The organism is Paenibacillus ottowii, from assembly GCF_006874425.1.
In the GTDB taxonomy this organism is placed as follows: Bacteria; Bacillota; Bacilli; order Paenibacillales; family Paenibacillaceae; genus Paenibacillus; species Paenibacillus ottowii.
In genome coordinates, this window is the sequence record NZ_VIJZ01000005.1 from 38,139 (window position 1) to 55,584 (window position 17,446).

17 protein-coding genes and 1 pseudogene are annotated in these 17,446 nt (G+C 43.2%); 1 reads left to right on the plus strand and 17 read right to left on the minus strand.

Annotation, left to right across the window (positions count from 1 at the left end; all coding sequences use genetic code 11):
* Positions 1-118 precede the first annotated feature (118 nt).
* Positions 119-1,684: an S-layer homology domain-containing protein gene (locus FKV70_RS13285; RefSeq protein ID WP_142613135.1), complete on the plus strand. Its 1,566-nt coding sequence runs from the start codon at positions 119-121 to the stop codon at positions 1,682-1,684.
* Positions 1,685-1,771: 87 nt separating this feature from the next.
* On the opposite strand, the pseudogene FKV70_RS27015 reads toward FKV70_RS13285, so the two are convergent.
* From FKV70_RS27015 to FKV70_RS13370, 17 genes and pseudogenes are all read right to left on the minus strand, one after another.
* Positions 1,772-2,535, minus strand: a pseudogene (locus FKV70_RS27015) (helix-turn-helix domain-containing protein).
* 130 nt (positions 2,536-2,665) lie between these two features.
* The gene (locus FKV70_RS13295; RefSeq protein WP_142613136.1) at positions 2,666-3,061 is read right to left on the minus strand and encodes a hypothetical protein; all 396 of its coding nucleotides are present in this window, start codon (positions 3,059-3,061) and stop codon (positions 2,666-2,668) included.
* A 115-nt stretch (positions 3,062-3,176) separates the two neighbouring features.
* The gene (locus FKV70_RS13300; protein WP_142613137.1) at positions 3,177-4,160 is read right to left on the minus strand and encodes a sensor domain-containing diguanylate cyclase; all 984 of its coding nucleotides are present in this window, start codon (positions 4,158-4,160) and stop codon (positions 3,177-3,179) included.
* A gap of 24 nt (positions 4,161-4,184) precedes the next feature.
* Positions 4,185-4,991, minus strand: a complete 807-nt coding sequence (locus FKV70_RS13305; protein ID WP_142613138.1) for an alpha/beta fold hydrolase — start codon at positions 4,989-4,991, stop codon at positions 4,185-4,187.
* 86 nt (positions 4,992-5,077) lie between these two features.
* Positions 5,078-5,428 (minus strand): hypothetical protein, encoded by a 351-nt coding sequence (locus FKV70_RS13310; protein WP_063208524.1) that lies wholly within the window; start codon positions 5,426-5,428, stop codon positions 5,078-5,080.
* A gap of 114 nt (positions 5,429-5,542) precedes the next feature.
* Positions 5,543-6,046 carry a methyl-accepting chemotaxis protein gene (locus FKV70_RS13315; protein ID WP_244310736.1) on the minus strand — a complete coding sequence of 168 codons (504 nt, stop codon included), beginning with the start codon at positions 6,044-6,046 and terminating at the stop codon, positions 5,543-5,545.
* The gene (locus FKV70_RS13320; protein ID WP_063208522.1) at positions 6,027-7,484 is read right to left on the minus strand and encodes a glycoside hydrolase family 1 protein; all 1,458 of its coding nucleotides are present in this window, start codon (positions 7,482-7,484) and stop codon (positions 6,027-6,029) included. The genes FKV70_RS13315 and FKV70_RS13320 overlap by 20 nt, the downstream gene beginning before the upstream one ends.
* Before the next feature lie 28 nt (positions 7,485-7,512).
* Entirely contained in the window at positions 7,513-9,429 is a 1,917-nt protein-coding gene (locus tag FKV70_RS13325) for a beta-glucoside-specific PTS transporter subunit IIABC (protein WP_142613139.1), read from the minus strand.
* Between the two features lie 116 nt (positions 9,430-9,545).
* Positions 9,546-10,373, minus strand: coding sequence for a BglG family transcription antiterminator LicT (gene licT, locus FKV70_RS13330; protein WP_142613140.1), 828 nt, complete (start codon positions 10,371-10,373; stop codon positions 9,546-9,548).
* 487 nt (positions 10,374-10,860) lie between these two features.
* Positions 10,861-11,877: a GTP 3',8-cyclase MoaA gene (gene moaA, locus FKV70_RS13335; protein WP_142613141.1), complete on the minus strand. Its 1,017-nt coding sequence runs from the start codon at positions 11,875-11,877 to the stop codon at positions 10,861-10,863.
* 71 nt (positions 11,878-11,948) lie between these two features.
* The gene (gene moaD / locus FKV70_RS13340) at positions 11,949-12,182 is read right to left on the minus strand and encodes a molybdopterin converting factor subunit 1 (RefSeq protein WP_142613142.1); all 234 of its coding nucleotides are present in this window, start codon (positions 12,180-12,182) and stop codon (positions 11,949-11,951) included.
* Positions 12,175-12,618: a molybdenum cofactor biosynthesis protein MoaE gene (locus FKV70_RS13345; protein WP_142613143.1), complete on the minus strand. Its 444-nt coding sequence runs from the start codon at positions 12,616-12,618 to the stop codon at positions 12,175-12,177. The genes moaD and FKV70_RS13345 overlap by 8 nt, the downstream gene beginning before the upstream one ends.
* 86 nt (positions 12,619-12,704) lie before the next feature.
* Entirely contained in the window at positions 12,705-13,724 is a 1,020-nt protein-coding gene (locus FKV70_RS13350; RefSeq protein ID WP_142613144.1) for a ThiF family adenylyltransferase, read from the minus strand.
* Positions 13,725-13,832: 108 nt separating this feature from the next.
* Positions 13,833-15,029 carry a nitrate/nitrite transporter gene (locus FKV70_RS13355; RefSeq protein WP_063208510.1) on the minus strand — a complete coding sequence of 399 codons (1,197 nt, stop codon included), beginning with the start codon at positions 15,027-15,029 and terminating at the stop codon, positions 13,833-13,835.
* 208 nt (positions 15,030-15,237) lie between these two features.
* On the minus strand, positions 15,238-15,885 hold the full coding sequence (locus FKV70_RS13360) for a response regulator transcription factor (RefSeq protein ID WP_040103856.1): 648 nt from the start codon (positions 15,883-15,885) through the stop codon (positions 15,238-15,240).
* A gap of 7 nt (positions 15,886-15,892) precedes the next feature.
* On the minus strand, positions 15,893-16,957 hold the full coding sequence (locus tag FKV70_RS13365) for an ATP-binding protein (protein ID WP_142613145.1): 1,065 nt from the start codon (positions 16,955-16,957) through the stop codon (positions 15,893-15,895).
* A gap of 1 nt (position 16,958) precedes the next feature.
* Complete coding sequence (locus FKV70_RS13370; RefSeq protein ID WP_063208506.1) at positions 16,959-17,411, minus strand: GAF domain-containing protein; 453 nt, start codon at positions 17,409-17,411, stop codon at positions 16,959-16,961.
* Positions 17,412-17,446: the final 35 nt, after the last annotated feature.

The following is a 17,446-nucleotide window of genomic DNA, read 5'->3' on the forward strand; positions in this document are numbered from 1 at the left end:
TCAGAGACATTTAGTATAGTAATTCGGTAGTGTAAGAAAATCATATTAGAAGGTTAGTCATCATGGAGGATCTTAGTAAGCTCATCGTGACACCGGAAAAAACTTATGGAGGAAGTTTATGAGTAAATTCAAGTCTTTTTGTTTAACTTATCTTGCTGTTATCGTCTTATTGGGGACCTGGACATGGAGCTTTTCCGAGAGTGCCGTGTATGCAACCTCTTCACCAGTATCTAGTGTAACGGACGCTGTGTATGCTACTGAAACTACGGTAACGAGTTGGACAAATCCTTCTAACCAAGGTCAATCTGTAACGTTTAGCATCAAAACCATCTCAACCCCACAAATTTCAAAAGATTTAACCGGAACAGTTACCCTTATGGACGGTACGGATATACTAGATACGCTGACGATGAGGCCAAATGGCATTGCGAATGGATATGCCACCGCGACCTACACTACAAGCGATTTAAGTGTGGGAAGTCACCCGATTACGGCTATATACAGTGGGGATGCCCGATTTACCCCCAGTACATCTGAGCCATACATTCAGGTCGTAAATGCGTCTTCACCTTCACCTACTCCTACACTGCGACCTACAGTAACTACAGTGTTGAGTGAGCTGAATCCGTCTAATCACGGTCAAGAAGTAAGGTTTAGCGTGAGGACAACCTCGAACCCTCAAACTTCGGGCGATTTAACTGGAACGGTCATCCTAATGGACGGCACGAATATATTAGATACGCTGACGATGGAGCCGGTGGGCATTTCGAATGGATATGCTAATGCATACTATACTACAAGCGACTTGAGTGTAGGAAGCCACTCGATTACTGCTATATACAGTGGAGATGCTCGATTCGCACCGAGTACATCTGAAGCGTATATACAGGTTGTAAATGAAGATACAGGTACTGGAAATACGGGCGGAACTGGTACTACTAGCAGTAAAAAAGATAAGAAGGATAGTACAGATAGCAGTGAGTCTATTGCTTCCAGCGAAACAACCACACCTTTATCGCCATCGACTTTACCGACAGATTTACCGACTCCGGAAATCACGCCAGTAGAGCAATCAGAGGTGGTGCATGAGAAATATATAACGGGTTATCAGGATGGTACATTCCGACCCGACCAATCGATTACGCGGGCTGAAACCGCTGCGATGATGGCTAGAATTATGAAGCTGGAGACAAAAGAAAATACAACGACTTACAAAGATGTACCTGGCACGTATTGGGCAAAAGATTCGATTATAGCACTCACGACACAGCACCTCATGAATGGATATTCAGATGGAACATTTCACCCAGAGCAACCCATTACCCGTGCTGAAATGGCAGCAATAATCGCATCCTGGAAGCAGCTTAAAGGAACGCAAACCGCAGCGTCTCCTTATACCGATATCGAAAAGCATTGGGCAAGAGATTCCATTGTAGCGCTAGCTAATGCAGGATGGATTACCGGTTATAACGACAACAGCTTCCAACCGAATAAATATATAACAAGAGTAGAAACTGTTACAATTTTGAACACGATCTTAAAACGTGGGCCTCTGGAAGGAACAATTCAGGCTACGTGGAAGGATGTACCAGCAAATTACTGGGCATTTAGAAATATTGAAGAAGCGTCTCGTCCCCATACTTCAACCATCAATTTAGAGGGTACAGAAACTTTTGTAAAATAAGCATCACATAAAAAAGCTGGAATCCTATCTATATAGGCTCCAGCTTTTTGCTTACTTGATATTTTGGGGAATGGTCACAAAAGAAATTTAAAATGCTTTCTTCAAGGACGATGGTTTCACTCCGTATTCCCGGAAAAATTGCTCTGAAAAGGCACTCACATTGCTGTATCCTACAGCCAGCGCAGCTTCTGTCAACTTTCTGACATCTTCTTTAGATAAGCCTTCGGGCATGGAGGTTAAATCAAATAATTGAATCATAAATCGATTTAAAATCTCCAGTGCTGCTGCTTCCATTAATAAATGCGATCTATGCACACTTTTCAAGTCTTTGATCAAATGTTCAATCATCACTATACTTCGGTGATCCAGTTCAAAACCAAGGTGATGGAATGCAGCACCCTTCAGAATTTGATTAAATTCAATAGCTGCCTGGTGACGAGCCGCCAACTGTGAAGCCGCATAATTAAACAACGAAACAGGAATGCCAAGTGCAAATGATCGGTATTGTTCGTTAACTGGAGGATGGAAACGTGCTTTGAAATCCTGTAAAAAAATAAGAGCACCCTGTCCCATCGGGAGTGTATAATCCAGACCGGATATATTACATTTCGTCGTCCCGAAAGTGCAAATTGAAGTTTAATCATTTGTCCTTTGGAAGCAAAATACGTCGGGTACGGCTCGTGATATTGAATGTGCGAATAGACAATCTCGATTCCGCTGTAAGTTGTAACTCGGTAGATATATCCGTTATCCGCTTCCGGTAACATCATATACGTATGCTCATTTTGTTTTCTAAACGGAGTTTTTTCTAAGTAATGCTGATATATTAATGATAACGCATTTGAATTCACAAGCGCACACCTCAAATGTTTTCATTCATTCTGATGATTCAAATGAGAATCGTTATCATTAATATTAACCGAATTTGAATGGTTTGACCAGACTTATTGGAGTATGCTGTAGAGATGTTCGGGGAATCTACTAATCCCAATCCATATAAAACGTTGCCTTCAATTTACCCTTTTCACATGCTGGGCAGCTTAAATGAACATGCGCATTGTTCTCAATGTGTTCCTGTTCCATAACACTCGCGCATTTAGGACAAGCATAAGAAATTTTATAATGTGATGAGTCCGATATCATCTCAATAAACAGTTCATTGCGGATGTCCTGACAGACCGGACATACATATATCGCGTCATAAGCATCATATCTCGTCGAAGGGTTGCCTGTGAATTCTTCTATGCACCGCTTAAGGGCAGCATCCTGCACAAATGAAGCAATAGATTCCAAACTCATATATGAAAAACCGAATCCCACAAATATGTTCTTAGTAAAAACACAGGTATCACAATCCAGCTTGTACGCTTCCCCCATGTTTATCCCTCCACATCACTCATTCTTTTTATAATAAAAAGCCCGCCGTAAGAGACAGGCTAGGCTAATTAGCTCTAAGGCGCGTCGGCTCTTATTCCCTTTATTAAGCCTCTATCTATTTCTCTACAAGACTTGCTGAATGTGTAACCCGGTTTCTCCCACCACTCTTGGAGGCATACAGAGCCAAATCTGCTTGATGAACGATCGATTGTTCCGTATCCGCTTGCGTGACCGTTGCCACACCAATACTCACAGTAATGCTGTATTCTTCCCAATCCCTTGAAGCCGTCATGGTGCGGTATCTTTCGGCTGTACGAATAGCTTCCTGTTGATCGTTGCCGGGAAGGATAATTACAAATTCCTCGCCACCGTAACGAGCGACAATATCCACGTCCCGTGACAGGGATTGTAGTAATTCAGCCAGATGAGTAAGCACCAGGTCGCCCACCGGATGACCGTAAGTGTCGTTAATGCTTTTGAAATGATCAATATCAATGATCAGCAGGGAAAAGGGGATCCCTGTCTCCTGAAAGGAGGCTAGGCTAGCCAGTAACTGATCTTGAAAATATCTTCTATTCTTTAGCCCAGTTAACGGATCGGTTGACGCCATCGTTTCTAGCTGGAGATTGATCCTCACTAATTCCTGCTGCTTGATTTCATATTCTTCGTGCAACCGTTCAAGCTCCTGGTTGGCTTCATTCGTCGCCTGATATAATTCCTGAAGCTTGGTTTTGGTCTGTAGTATATCTTTTTCGTGTTCAATACGCTTACGCATCACAAGCACTACACAGTCAATCACTGCTTCTCCATTTCGTTCATGGCGAATTCCGTTTAGTAGTACAGGCATATCCTGTCGATCACTTGTGCGAAACGAAAAGTACATCTCATCGACACGCCCGTACAACTGAATGTAGGGATAAAAATAAGTATGAAAAAATAGCTTGTTAGTAACAGACATGGTCATTTCAATCGGCCGTCCGAGCAATTGATCGCGTTCATAAAGAAGCATGTCCAACAAAGTTTGATTTACCGATTGTATGATCCCAGCATCCGAAATTGAAAAGTATCCACAGGGAGCTTTATCTAATTGAATATCCATTGCATGACTGCCTTTCATACGATATTACACACTGGCTAAATATTCTTTGATTAAATTGCTTGTTTCTCCTGGTTGGCTTAAATGAGGATAATGTCCCTTTGCTCTCATCTGCTGAAGTCTGCTATTTCTAAGATGGGCATGTAAATAATCCCCTACCTCAATTGGAGCAATACTATCGTCCGAGCACTGGAGAATAAGTGTAGGAACCGAAGCATGCTGAAGATCGAAACGGCAATCTGAAAAGAATGTAACCTCTGCGAATTGCCGTGCAATATGAGGATCTCTGGAGCAAAATGCCTTTTCCAATTCTTCGGTTAAGTCCTGTCGCTCGGGATTCTGCATAGCAATGGGCGCCATATAACTGGCCCAGCCAATAAAGTTCATTTGCATCATATCCAATAATTCATCAATATCACTTTTATCGAAACCACCATAATAAGAAGGCAGGTCATTCACATAGCGTGGAGAAGGACCGAGCATGACAATGCGTTCAAAATATTGAGGGCTGCGGATGGAGGCGAGCATTCCGATCATGCTGCTAACGGAGTGTCCGACGAACATGGTATTTCTTAAGTCTAACGCTTCCATAATATCCAGCACATCTTGGGCATACCCTTGCAAGTCACTGTATTTTTTCGAGTCATAATACTTTATTTGAGAATCTCCGGAACCTACGTAATCAAACAAGACGATTTGGTAGTTGTCGATAAAGCTAGGGACGATATAACGCCACATATCCTGGTCGCATCCAAAGCCGTGAGCAAACACAATCGTCTGGCTACCTGTGCCTAGCACTTTTACATTATTACGTCGGAGAATATCAACGGTCATTGTGAATCACCTCTCTGAGGTAGTATCTGTTCTATGGCTTCTCTTGCCTATTATATCGGAAAAGTTTCGATTATGGATAATGACTCTCATTCATAAATCCAGCGTTCAATGATCCCCTTTACTTTTCGCACATGTTGCTGTGACAAGGGACAAATAATAACTAATTCGTTTTTCCCATTCGTATCTAACCAATAGTGAACGTCATCTTCTTCATGATCCGTTTCATGAATGATTCTGATGGATTTATGATTTATTTTTGATTTAGCCGAAAAAATAGGGTTCATATCTATGATTTTCTGACCATTAGAATAGGTTGTGTTGTAATAAGGAATCACCCAGTTCTCCTTATCCTGATCTTGTACTACATTTAGAAACACACGCACCCAATAATCCTCTAGTTCTGTGTAACTCTGTTCATTTAACTCATTCAAATTCATACATGTATCCACTCCAAGTTATTTATCTCCATAAACTAAAAAAAGTCCCGCCCTGTGATCTACATTACCATGACGGAATGCACAATTCACAGACCGAGACTTTTTTTAAAATCTTTATTTTGCATTAACATCATTCGTGATTTTCTCTATTAAACCTCTCAAACCTTGATTGGTTTCATTTAATTGATCGATAATATTCATAAACTCCGACACAAGCTTGGCTTGCTCTTGGGAGGATACGGTAATCTGCGTGATCTCTTCTTCCATCTTATACACTGATTGTCTAACGGCTTGCAAGGATTGCTCAATGCGCCCTGTTGCTTCCTTGGTGCCTGTAGACATTTTGCGGATTTCTGTAGCGACAACCCCAAAACCCGCTCCTGTCTCACCCACCCGGGCAGCTTCAATCGCAGCATTTAAACCAAGCAGGTTAGTCTGTTCTGAGATTTCCTTGATGTAGCCAGCCACCTCAGTCACGTTACCGGAGTCCTCAACCGCTTTTTTCGTATTGCTTAAAATTTCCTGTGCTGTTGCACTAAGCTCCTCCGAATGGGTCGCCACATGCTGAATCCCTTCAACCAGAGACACACACGAAGCATTAATCCAGCTGTTCTCCATTGGTTTCGATCACGCTCTTATACCAATAGAAGCTTTTCTTTCTGGATCTGGCAAGTGTCCCTTTCCCCTCATTATCCTTATCCACATATATGAATCCATAGCGTTTTTTCATTTCCCCGGTTCCTGCACTTACCAGATCAATACATCCCCAAGGGGTGTAGCCTATTAAATCTACTCCATCAGCAATCGCTTCTTTCATTTGCTCAATGTGTTGCTTTAGATAATCAATTCGATAATCATCCTGAATGGAGCCATCTTCTTCCACGGCATCCACGGCGCCCAGACCATTTTCCACAACCATTAACGGAATTTCATATCGGTTATAAATGTTATTGAGCGACCATCTCAATCCCTGCGGATCGATTTGCCAGTCCCAGGCGCTTGCTTTTAAGTAGGGATTCTTTAATCCCATGGATAAATTCCCACCCACCTTTTCCTGATTGGGGTCTGCACTGACACAAGTAGATGAATAATAGCTAAAGGTATAAAAATCTACGCAACCTTCTTTTAGGACGTCCTCGTCATTGTCCTGCATCGTAATTTGGATATGATGTTCTTTAAAATATCGTTTGGCAAACCCGGGATAAACACCTCTTACTTGAACATCTGAGCATAGGAAATTACTCAAGTTATCCTTTTGTTGGGCCAGCAAAACATCATCAGGGTTACAGGTAAGTGGATAAGAGCACATATAAGCAATCATACAGCCGATTTTAAAATCCTTATTAATTTCATGCCCCAGCTTTACTGCCTTTGCGCTGGCTACAAATTGATGGTGCAATGCTTGATACAGCACCTGCTCATCCTTCACTGTAGCATGGGCGAGCTCTCCATTTCCCTCTGGCATCATCGCTCCGGCCATGAACGCTCCGAAAGACAAGGTTAAGATATTAATTTCATTAAAGGTGAGCCAGTATTTTACGACATCCTTGTATCGGTTAAAGAGCACTTCGCAATACCTTACATAAAAATCGACGACTCTGCGATCAGACCAGCCATTATATTTCTCAGTTAAATGAAACGGTGCCTCATAATGCGAGATTGTAACCAACGGCTCAATGTTGTACTTTTTTAATTCTGCGAATACACGATCATAAAACTGCAAGCCTTGCTCATTCGGCTCGGTATCATCTCCGTTTGGAAATATTCGGGACCAAGCAATCGACATTCTAAAGACCTTAAACCCCATTTCAGCAAATAATCGGATATCCTCTTTATAATGATGGTAGAAATCAATCGCCTCGTGACTTGGATAGTTCATGCCTTCTTCCAACACTGGCGTAATTCTTCGGGAAATGGTATGCGTCCCGGCTGTTATGACATCAGCAGTGCTTAGTCCCTTACCACCCACGTTATATCCACCTTCAAATTGGTTGGCAGCCGTGGCCCCTCCCCATAAAAATCCTTGTGGAAACTTCTTGGTTATATTATTACTCATTGTTTATTCCTCCTAAAATATTGGTAGTTTAAACCATCACCGTCAATAAATCCTCTTTATAACCAATCGTCTTCTTCTCCGTTTCAATGACATCCAAGTAATTAGCCGTGTTGGCAACGATTACAGGGGTAGTCAGAACGTAACCAGCCTCTTTGATCGCCTCCATATCAAACTCCATCAGCAATTGTCCCTTTTTGACGGCTTCTCCTTGTTTTACTTTGGGATAAAAATGTTTGCCTTTTAATTTGACCGTATCCTTGCCTACATGGATGAGGATCTCCACACCTTGATCACTGGTAATTCCGATGGCGTGACCTGACGAAAATAAGGAGGTTAATACACCATCTACAGGTGAAACGACCTTACCTTCAGCAGGCTCAATGGCAATCCCTTTCCCCAGAGCACCTGTCGAAAAGGCTTCATCAGTTACCTCAGATAACGGTTTTACGTCACCCCTTAACGGACTGATCACCGTCTCCTGTCTGATTAAGACTTCTCCTCCTTTTGCTGCACCTGTTGTACTCGCTTCTTTTTTCGTTTCTTTTACCTCATCATCTCTGAATCCACCAAAGAACATAAGCAAGAAGCCTAATACGAAACTTACCAGAATACCAATAACAGCCCCATAAAATCCGCTGTCTATTCCTGACGGACTGATATAGCTTGGAATCGCGAAAATACCCAGGCCACCAATGATATAGCCTTTCGTTCCCATCATTCCGATGATACCGCCGCCTACTGCAGACGCTATACAGCTTAAAATGAATGGTTTCTTACGTGGTAATGTAATCCCGTAAATCGCGGGTTCTGTTACACCAAAAATCCCGGAGATGACAGCTGGAATGGAAAGTGATCTCAGTTTTACGTTTTTGGTTTTGAACAAAATCGCCAGCACCACACCTGTTTGAGCAAAGGAGGCCCCCAGCGTCGCAGCAAGGATCGGGTCGAATTTGAGCACCGCCAAGTTGTTCATAGCGATAGGAACGAGACCCCAGTGCAGTCCAAAAATAACAAATACCTGCCAGAAAGCCCCCATGATAATACCTTCAATAATCGGGCTTAGGTTATACACAAAGAGGGTGGCTGCACCCAGCAGTTGACCTGCCCAAGTCGAGAGCGGTCCAATCACAATCAGAGCTAAGGGAACAATAACTAACAAGGTGAAAAACGGAACCAAAAAAGTTCTTACTACGCTAGGGATGACCTTTTTAAAGAAATTTTCTATTTTTGAGCCGACATAGGTGGATACAATAATCGGAAGCACAGTTGATGCATAGCTCATGAGAATGACCGGAATACCTAAGAAGGTGATATATACCGGTGACTCAAATATGGTGCCGCTAAATAGAGTGTATAGCGGTTTACCCGAGGCTGTTATCGCGCTAAAGGTTGGATAAACAAGTGACGCACCGATCGCCATACCTATAAAAATGTTGGCATTGAACTTTTTGGCCGACGTATACCCCAGGAAAACTGGGAAGAAGTAGAACAAGCAATCTCCTAAAGCATTGAGAATTTGATAGGTACCTGAGGTAACGGTCAGCCATCCTAAAGCTACAAACAAGGCCGTGAAGCCCTTAATCATACCCGTGGCACTCAAGACACCCAGCGTGGGTGTAAATACACCTGAAATGGTATCAATAAACTTATTGAACAAACTCACTTTTTCACCTGATGTTTCTTCTGCATCACCTGCCTGGAAGCCACCTATCGCGGTAACATCCGCATAAACCTCAGGCACATGATTACCGATCACCACTTGGTATTGTCCGCCGCTTTTTACCACAGTGACCACACCATCCATATTTTTCAGAACCTCTGTATCGGCCTTACTTTCATCCTTTAGTTTGAAGCGCAAGCGTGTAATACAATGAGTTAGACTATTTACATTTTCTTTGCCGCCGACATTTCTGATGATGTCTTTTGCTAATGTCTCATACTTCATTGTAACTGCCCCTTTATTTGTATTTATAAAAAAAGGCGGAACCAAAACAGATCAAATTCGATCTAGGTTGGTTTCGCCTGCATTACCAGTAACAATCCAAGGAGTTATTCAATTGGTCATTGAGTTACGCGCTGAATATGAATCGTTATATACAGTTTTTCTTCATCTGACAATACCGTGTCCAAGTATCTCTCAATCTTTAGCATACAGTTGTAGGCTTTTTTGTACTTTGCTTTCACTTGCCTTAATAGAAAATCATCTTCCAGTGCTAATTTTTTTTCTTTTTGAATTAATCGCTGAAAGAAAAACCTTAAATGCGTAATAAATCGTTCATAGCTGGTCGATTGCTCATCCAGAGTAATATTGTAAGAATATTTAATAATATTTAAGATATCCTGTATTTTTTGAGTTTGTTGAGCAACATCAGCTACTTTATGGTAGGAGCTATTGACTTGAGCATTGATTAAATGAAGAGCTATGTTACCTGCCTCATCTTCAGACAATCGTTTACCTGTTTCCTCTTCAATAAAATCTAATGCTTTTAAGCCAACTCCGAATTCTTTAGGATAAAATTTTCTGATTTCCCAAATGAGCGGGTTCGCATTTTTGAACCCTTCATCAAACATTTTAAATGCATTGTTCATGTGATCTGTAAGCGAAACATATACATAGTCACTCAGCTGTGCTTCCAATATGCTTTTTCCATATTCAATGATGTCATAGCATAACGAAACATATTCTGTAGGAACATCCTCTAACAATAATTTAAATTTCTCGGAGGCATCTTTTTGTTTTAGGACAAAAACCTTTTCAATTAAATGCTCTTCTACTTGTTCCCCTGCATTCTTTTTAAAAGCAATTCCACGCCCCATAACAACAAATTCATGCCTTTTTGAATCTTTGGCTATTATGGCGTTATTATTAAATATCTTTGTTATGATCATTCTGGCTGCCCCCTGATCCCGCAATAATTTAAAAAAGGAATTAGATGCTGGGCGATATTTCAGATAGGTCACAAGACGGTAATAGCCGATCAAACTTTCGCTGTAAACCAACCATAATGTGCAGATTTACAACCCTTACCTTGAAAGCGTATTCATAAAGAGAGATAAGCCCTACGTTTTCCCTTTAACCAAGGTCCTACGACATTATTCTGGGCTGCTGTTTTGTTGGTCGACGTTATTACCATTGTTGTTCAGCACTTGTAAGGCTCATCATCACTCACCTTTCTGCGTTACTGCAAACCTGTATTCAAAAAGAAAAGGCAAAACCCAACACATGGAAATCCAGTTCCATGTCCCGGGTTTTGCCTTTTCAGTAACAATCCCAAGATCATAATAACATCAAATTTAAGTTTTGCCAACAAAAATGTTTGCGCTTTCTTTTTTGGGGGCAGCACCTTGAATACGGCACATTGCCATGATAAAAATGTCAGCCGCCAATGTAGGACATGTTAATCTTTTTTCGGTTGTTTGCAGTCTGTTCAGTACGTTCATCGGAATACCGGTCTATGCGTTGCTCCCATACGGAAGTAACGGCATCGAGTAGTTCCTGATCATTCGCCCCGCCACGAAGCATCTGGCGCAAATCAAATCCGTCTGAAGCAAACAAACACGTATAAAACTTGCCATCCGAAGATAGACGGGCACGCGTGCAGGATGAGCAAAACGAATCAGAGACCGAGGTAATAAAGCCAACCTGCGCGTCGCTGTCTTTATAACGGTAACGTTTGGCCACTTCTCCAAAGTAATTCTGATCTATCGGCTCCAGCTCGTACGCATTCTTAAGTTGTTCAATAATCTCTTCTTTGGTAACTACCTTCTTGAAGCTCCAACCGGTATCGTTACCTACATCCATAAACTCAATAAAACGAAGGGTTATTCCCTGCTCCTTAAAATAAGCAGCCATCGGCAAAATTTCAGAATCATTAACACCTTTTTGAACTACCATATTGACCTTGATCTCAAAACCGATTTTTCTAGCATAATCAATCTGTTTCAAAATGAAAGCAGGCTTAATGCCTCGTCCATTCATCCGCCCGAATAGTTCCGGGTTCAGAGCATCCACACTGACATTAAGGCGTCGCAGCCCTGCGTCATACAGGCGCTCTGCCTGTTGCCCTAATAGCAAGCCATTTGTGGTCAACCCCATATCCTCCACGCCGTTGATCGACAAAATACGGGAAACAAGGTCGGAAAGATTGGGCCGCATTAATGGCTCACCGCCAGTGAGTCGGATTTTTTGGACCCCAAGGCCCACAAAGAGCTCCGTAAGTCGATGAATTTCTTCAAACGACAGGCATTCGCTTTTGGGAAGAAAGGCAAAGTCGTCACCGAAAATTTCTTTTGGCATACAGTAGGAACAGCGAAAATTGCAACGGTCCGTCACGGATATACGTAAATCACGGATCGGACGCCGCAAAGAGTCTTTAAGTGGATGTGAACTCATGTGACCACCTTCTTTTTTTCATTAGCTGTAGTTGACGTTGCAGAAATGGACACATGACGAGCATTTTTTCACTAGCCACCGCTGACAGGCGGAATAAAAGCTGCGGTATCTCCATTCTGCAGTACATCTGTTGGCAACGCATATTCTTCATTTACTGCAACTCGTATAGACTCGATCGACATATCCCGATATTTGTCTGTGATCCAACTGCACAATTCTTCCACAGTTTGGCCTGCCAGGTCGGCCATTTCTTCGGATTTTCCCGTCACCTCACGGAGTCCTGCAAAATAGTACAGCTTAATCATGACTGATTTCCCCCGGTTTTTTCTTTTGTTGTCCGACCCATTGCGTGCCGTCTTCCCAAATCTCTCGTTTCCAGATCGGAACGATTTCCTTGATTCGTTCGATTGCATATTCATTCGCTTCATACGCATCCGAGCGGTGTGGTGATGAGACAGCAATGACAACCGCAATATCTCCAATGTGAAGCTCACCAATCCGATGCGCGATTGCTACTTTTGTTCCTTCCCATTTCTGTTCGATTTCGTGGCCAATTTCCGCAAGCTTTTTCTCGGCCATAGGTACATAAGCTTCGTAAGCTAGGGATAACGTCCGTACGCCTTGGGTCCACTCTCTTACATGCCCTGTAAATAAAGTCACTGCTCCTGCTTCCGGTCTTAAGACATAGTCCGCATAGGTCTGTGGGAGAATGGGCTCCGTCACGATTTCAAATACACTCATTTTTTCCACCTTCCAGCCACACGGCACGCTACTTCCCTTTGAAAATTCTATGAACTATTTCTATTTCTTAGATCTATATCTCTTGTTCAGCCGAACAACTGATGATATAACTTTTGGCCCCTGGCAACACTTCCGATCCCGTGAATAAGGAGTCTTCCGTTTTTAAATAAAATCATTCGATGCTTAAAGGCATAAAATTCAACGAAATAAGGAGTCCTTTTGACATGTTCCGCCATAAGCCTACCCATCTTCTCTGCATCGTCCAAAGTGATCGGACGATGAGGGTCTGGAAGAACCTGAACCACATCCCGCCCGCACAGCGCAGCATACGCCGAGCGATGGGGTGCTGTCAGTGCAGGAAATACGGGCTGTTCCCCACAGGTTGGACAATCCGGATTATGGATACGGGAAATCCCTATGTCCATTTGCGTATTCTCCCATAGATCAAATAGATGAACCTTGCTGCGCATCTGATCACGTTTGCCGCTCAGCCACTTCATGGCTTCTGCACTTTGGAGGGCTGCCGTCACTTGGACTGCGGGCGAAATGATTCCAGCCGTATCGCAGGTCTGATTGATTGCTGGCAGCGAGGGCAGAAGGCAGCGAAAACAAGCCGACTTGCCCGGCACGAACGGAAAAACAACGCCTGTGCTTCCAACACAGGCGCCGTAAATCCATGGAATTTCAGCCTTTAGTGCAGCATCGTTTATAAGCAGCCGGGTTTCAAAATTGTCCGTTGCATCCATCAGCAATGTGCTTTTACCAGCAAGCTCTTGAGCAAGCCCGGCATCCAGACTGTCGAGATAGGTATACAAGCGCACGTCTTCTCGTATCGCCTTCAACCTTTTTTCAGCAGCCGTTACCTTGGGGAGCATTTGTGCAGCATCCTGCTCCGTGAATAACTGCTGGCGTTGCAGATTCGACGTCTCCACATAATCACGGTCAACCAGGTGAATCTCTCCGACGCCCGCTCTTACTAATGTTTCAGCGATGGCGGAGCCTAGTGCCCCGCAGCCGATAATGGTAACAATAGCTTCAGACAGATTACGTTGTCCTTCACTGCCGATGGGTCTAAATAAAATCTGTCTTGAATAACGTTCCTTCATCACAATGTCCCCCTAACGTTGAAGAGCGATCGTTAACTTTGTGCTTATTCCTGTGGCTCTCGCTAGAAACGTTAAAGGTGCCTTTATAATTTCTTCACTCTTAATGCTTTACTGCTGAAATTCCTTTTGTTTCTCAAAGCGGTTCTGCTCGGCAGCTACAGGGAAACGTGCTTGATAATATAGCCATATGACGAGAATCAGGCTAGCCAGTGCCACTTGGGAGAGCAGCATGAACCCAATGGAATATTGGCCAGTAGCGGCATGAATCGTCGATAGCAAGATCGGAGGGAAAAAGCCACCCAGGCCACCCATCATGGATACAATTCCGTTCACTATGCCTGCCTGTTTATTAAAATAAAATGGAACTAGTTTGAAAATGACACCGTTCCCGATTCCTGCACTCACAGCGATAGCCAAGCACCCTACGGTATACAAGGTGATGTCTGGTGAAAAAGCCAGAAGAATCGCAGCAACCGTATACACAGCAAACGTACCTACCAGCAGGAACAAGGGCTGAAAACGATCCGCCAGCCAGCCACCGATTGGACGGAAGAATGTAGCAATCGCGATAAAGCCTGCTGTGCGCATCCCTGCATCCACTTTATCCAGTTCAAAGTTCGATACGAGGAAATTCGGTAGATACACCGTAAAAGCTACAAATGAGCCAAACGTAATAAAATAAAAGAGTGAGAAAAACCAAAGCTTTTCATTTTTGTAAACCCCTTTGATTTGCTCCATAATGGGGGTTTTGACTTTAGTTTCATGACGGTCCCCAAAGAAGAAATTCAAAACGATAAAAACAAGCAACAAGATAAGATACAGCTTAACTGTAAGTGCCCATCCTACCTGCGTCGCTACAATCGGAGCGGAGAAGGTCGTTACCGCTGTCCCCAGGTTGCCCACACCATACATCCCATTGACAAAGCCATGTCTTTCCTTCGGATAATACTTAGGCAACGAAGTCACCCCAACCGAGAACACCGCTCCCCCAATTCCAAGGAACAAGCCACCGATAATTAAATCCATCATCGTAGAAGCTTCACTGATATAGTAGACCGGAAACAAAAGCAACACAAAGCTAACGAGAAAAACGATTCTTGCCCCGAAAATATTGGCATAATAACCAAGCGGAATGCGCAGAATCGATCCAAGCACGACCGGAATCGCCGTAACCATAGCCAATTTTCCGGGTGGAATAGCAATATCCTCCGTAATGAACGGCATGAGAGATGAAATGATAACCCATACCATAAATCCAAGAATCAGGTTCAATGTTTGTAGTGGCAACTGCATTTTTCTAATCATTTAACTCACCTTTTCAACTTTATTCTGTCGAATGTTTGATTTGTATTTTTCTGTTCCCATTGTAGCCGCTAGCCCTTCCTTTCGAATATAGGGGACTCCCCTTTCCCGGTCAGGGGAGTCCCTGAAAATAAAAAAAGCCGCTTCTCGTAAGAAGCTGCTTGATTTATTCTAGCTGTATTATTGGATTAAAAATAATTTTCTTCATCAACTAAAAATCCAGCATTTTTTTCTTTAAAGCATATTGGACCAGTTCAGGCCGGCTTTTTAAATTTAATTTCTCCATGATTTTAGCTTTGTTCGCTTCCACGGTCTTGACAGAGATGAACAACTTTTCGGCAACCTCCTTGTTACCGTATCCCTTTGCGACCAGAGGGAGAATCTCCAGCTCACGCTTGGACAGGATCTCATACGGATCCTCTGTTTGTGATGTTGTGTCTTTTTTGATGAACTCACGCACGAGAGAAGTGGCCATTTTAGGATGGATATACGTCCCGCCCCCATGAATGGTGCGTATGGCAAGCAATAGCTCCTCATCGGGTGCATTTTTCAAAACATACCCTGAAGCACCGTTCTTCAAAATATGAAATAGATATTCTTCGTCGTCATGCATGGTCAAAATCAGAATTTTAGTGTCAGGGTGGTCTTCTTTAATTTTGCCTGTGGCAATCAATCCACTTTCGCCTGGCGGCATACTAAGGTCCATAATGAGAATATCCGGCTTATGCTTAGCTACCATAGTATACGCTTCAATACCGTCTGCAGCTGTCCCGACAACCTCCATATCCGATTGGAAGTTGAGGATCATGGAAAATCCGCTTCGTACAATGGCATGGTCATCCGCTAATACAATTTTGATCAAGTTTCTATTCCTCCTCATGTCCAATCGGAATTTGTAAAAAGACTTTGGTGCCTTGACCGACATTCGAAAGGACGCCAAAACTTCCGCCTACCAGCTCTGCCCGCTCCTGCATACCATACAAGCCAAGTCCCGTTCCAATAGGCTTGCCTCCCTTTTCAAAGCCAATCCCATTATCCTCTACAGTCAAACGAAGGGAATGTTCATGCTCGGACAAAGAAACTTTAATGGTATCGACCTGTGCATACTTCAACGCATTAAGCACAGCTTCCTGGCAGACACGGTATATGACTGTTTCTTTTTCACTTCCATACCGCTTTTGGGGAAGATCAGACACAAACTCAACCACTAGACCAAAGCTTTGCTCGATCCGCTTAAAGTGAGAGCGGAAGGCCGCTTCAAGCCCAAAATCATCAAGGGTGGCCGGGCGAAGTTCCACAGACAGGTTACGGATATCATCCAATAATCGGGTCATGGATGCTTCCGTCTGCTTCATGTTTTTAATGAGCTGCTCATCATTCGTCATGTATTTTAGCACTCGTAGTTCAACAACCGCGCTCATCAATTCCTGGGCGACACTGTCGTGCAGTTCCCTGGAAAGCCGTTTTCGCTCATTTTCCTGTGCTTCAATGACATGCTTCATCATTTTGTTTTGATATAATTTTTCCTGTGTCTGAAATTGCGGGGTCAAGTCTCTCAGCATCAGCACCCGGATTCCATTTGTAGAATCAACGGTGTGAAAAGAAGCGGCATAGGGAACCATGCCATTGCTTTTGGTTTCCAAATAGACTTGAAAAGAAGCAAATTTGTCGGATTCAGGCACATTGAAATAACAGTCAAGGCAGGTGCGGGGCTCTGTGTCGCTTGTATAACCCCTGCATGTTCCGCATAAAGCCTTGTCCTGTCCTTCATAGAGTTGAATGAGAACGTCATCGCCTACAATCTCCTCAGCCGCCGGGTTCATGGCTAGGGTTTTCCCTTCCCTATCAAAAAAGAAGATAGCTTCTGTGCTGTTCTCAAACATCTTCACCATTAGCGCACTCAAAGAGTCTGTCCCTATAGACAATGTCAATTCAGATCACTTCCTTCCCGTTCAACTCTCCAAATCCCTCATGTGCCAAGGTTTCCAAATCACGCATCATGGCTTCGGTCATCCGTTGTTCTTCTCGAAATCCACCCAATAGTACGCCCGCGACGCGAGCATCGTTCCACAAAGGCACAGCCCCGAGACTCTTGAGCTTTTCGGATTGAACGATTGGATAATTAAATAGGTTCTCTGCCCCAACATATTGATGAACAGATGGAATAAAGACAGATTTCCCGGTTTTAAACACGACTCCTGCTATGCCTTTTCCAGATTGCAGCACAATCCGCTTAAATCGATCATTTAAATTGCCAGCGGCATTTTTCCATTTAATGACGTACTGATATTCGGCTGGTTCAACCAGAGCAAGTGCCATAAAATCATAACCGAAATGTTCGCGTATTCGCTCAAGCTCCCTTTGATAATCCATCTTATTATTCATCACTCTCTCCTAATAAAACTAGGAAAGAAGGCAGG

Bases quoted from the DNA above. Each gene is read 5' to 3' on its own strand.
- FKV70_RS13345 (WP_142613143.1), bottom strand. From the start codon at position 12,618: ATGAGTGTATTTGAAATCGTGACGGAGCCCATTCTCCCACAGACCTAT.
- FKV70_RS13310 (WP_063208524.1), bottom strand. From the start codon at position 5,428: ATGAATTTGAATGAGTTAAATGAACAGAGTTACACAGAACTAGAGGAT.
- FKV70_RS13325 (WP_142613139.1), bottom strand. From the start codon at position 9,429: ATGAAGTATGAGACATTAGCAAAAGACATCATCAGAAATGTCGGCGGC.
- moaA (WP_142613141.1), bottom strand. From the start codon at position 11,877: ATGAGTTCACATCCACTTAAAGACTCTTTGCGGCGTCCGATCCGTGAT.
- FKV70_RS13355 (WP_063208510.1), bottom strand. From the start codon at position 15,029: ATGATTAGAAAAATGCAGTTGCCACTACAAACATTGAACCTGATTCTT.
- FKV70_RS13370 (WP_063208506.1), bottom strand. From the start codon at position 17,411: ATGAATAATAAGATGGATTATCAAAGGGAGCTTGAGCGAATACGCGAA.
- FKV70_RS13305 (WP_142613138.1), bottom strand. From the start codon at position 4,991: ATGACCGTTGATATTCTCCGACGTAATAATGTAAAAGTGCTAGGCACA.
- FKV70_RS13295 (WP_142613136.1), bottom strand. From the start codon at position 3,061: ATGGGGGAAGCGTACAAGCTGGATTGTGATACCTGTGTTTTTACTAAG.
- FKV70_RS13350 (WP_142613144.1), bottom strand. From the start codon at position 13,724: ATGAAGGAACGTTATTCAAGACAGATTTTATTTAGACCCATCGGCAGT.
- FKV70_RS13315 (WP_244310736.1), bottom strand. From the start codon at position 6,046: ATGGAGAACAGCTGGATTAATGCTTCGTGTGTGTCTCTGGTTGAAGGG.
- FKV70_RS13285 (WP_142613135.1), top strand. From the start codon at position 119: ATGAGTAAATTCAAGTCTTTTTGTTTAACTTATCTTGCTGTTATCGTC.
- licT (WP_142613140.1), bottom strand. From the start codon at position 10,373: ATGATCATAACAAAGATATTTAATAATAACGCCATAATAGCCAAAGAT.
- FKV70_RS13320 (WP_063208522.1), bottom strand. From the start codon at position 7,484: ATGAGTAATAATATAACCAAGAAGTTTCCACAAGGATTTTTATGGGGA.
- moaD (WP_142613142.1), bottom strand. From the start codon at position 12,182: ATGATTAAGCTGTACTATTTTGCAGGACTCCGTGAGGTGACGGGAAAA.
- FKV70_RS13300 (WP_142613137.1), bottom strand. From the start codon at position 4,160: ATGGATATTCAATTAGATAAAGCTCCCTGTGGATACTTTTCAATTTCG.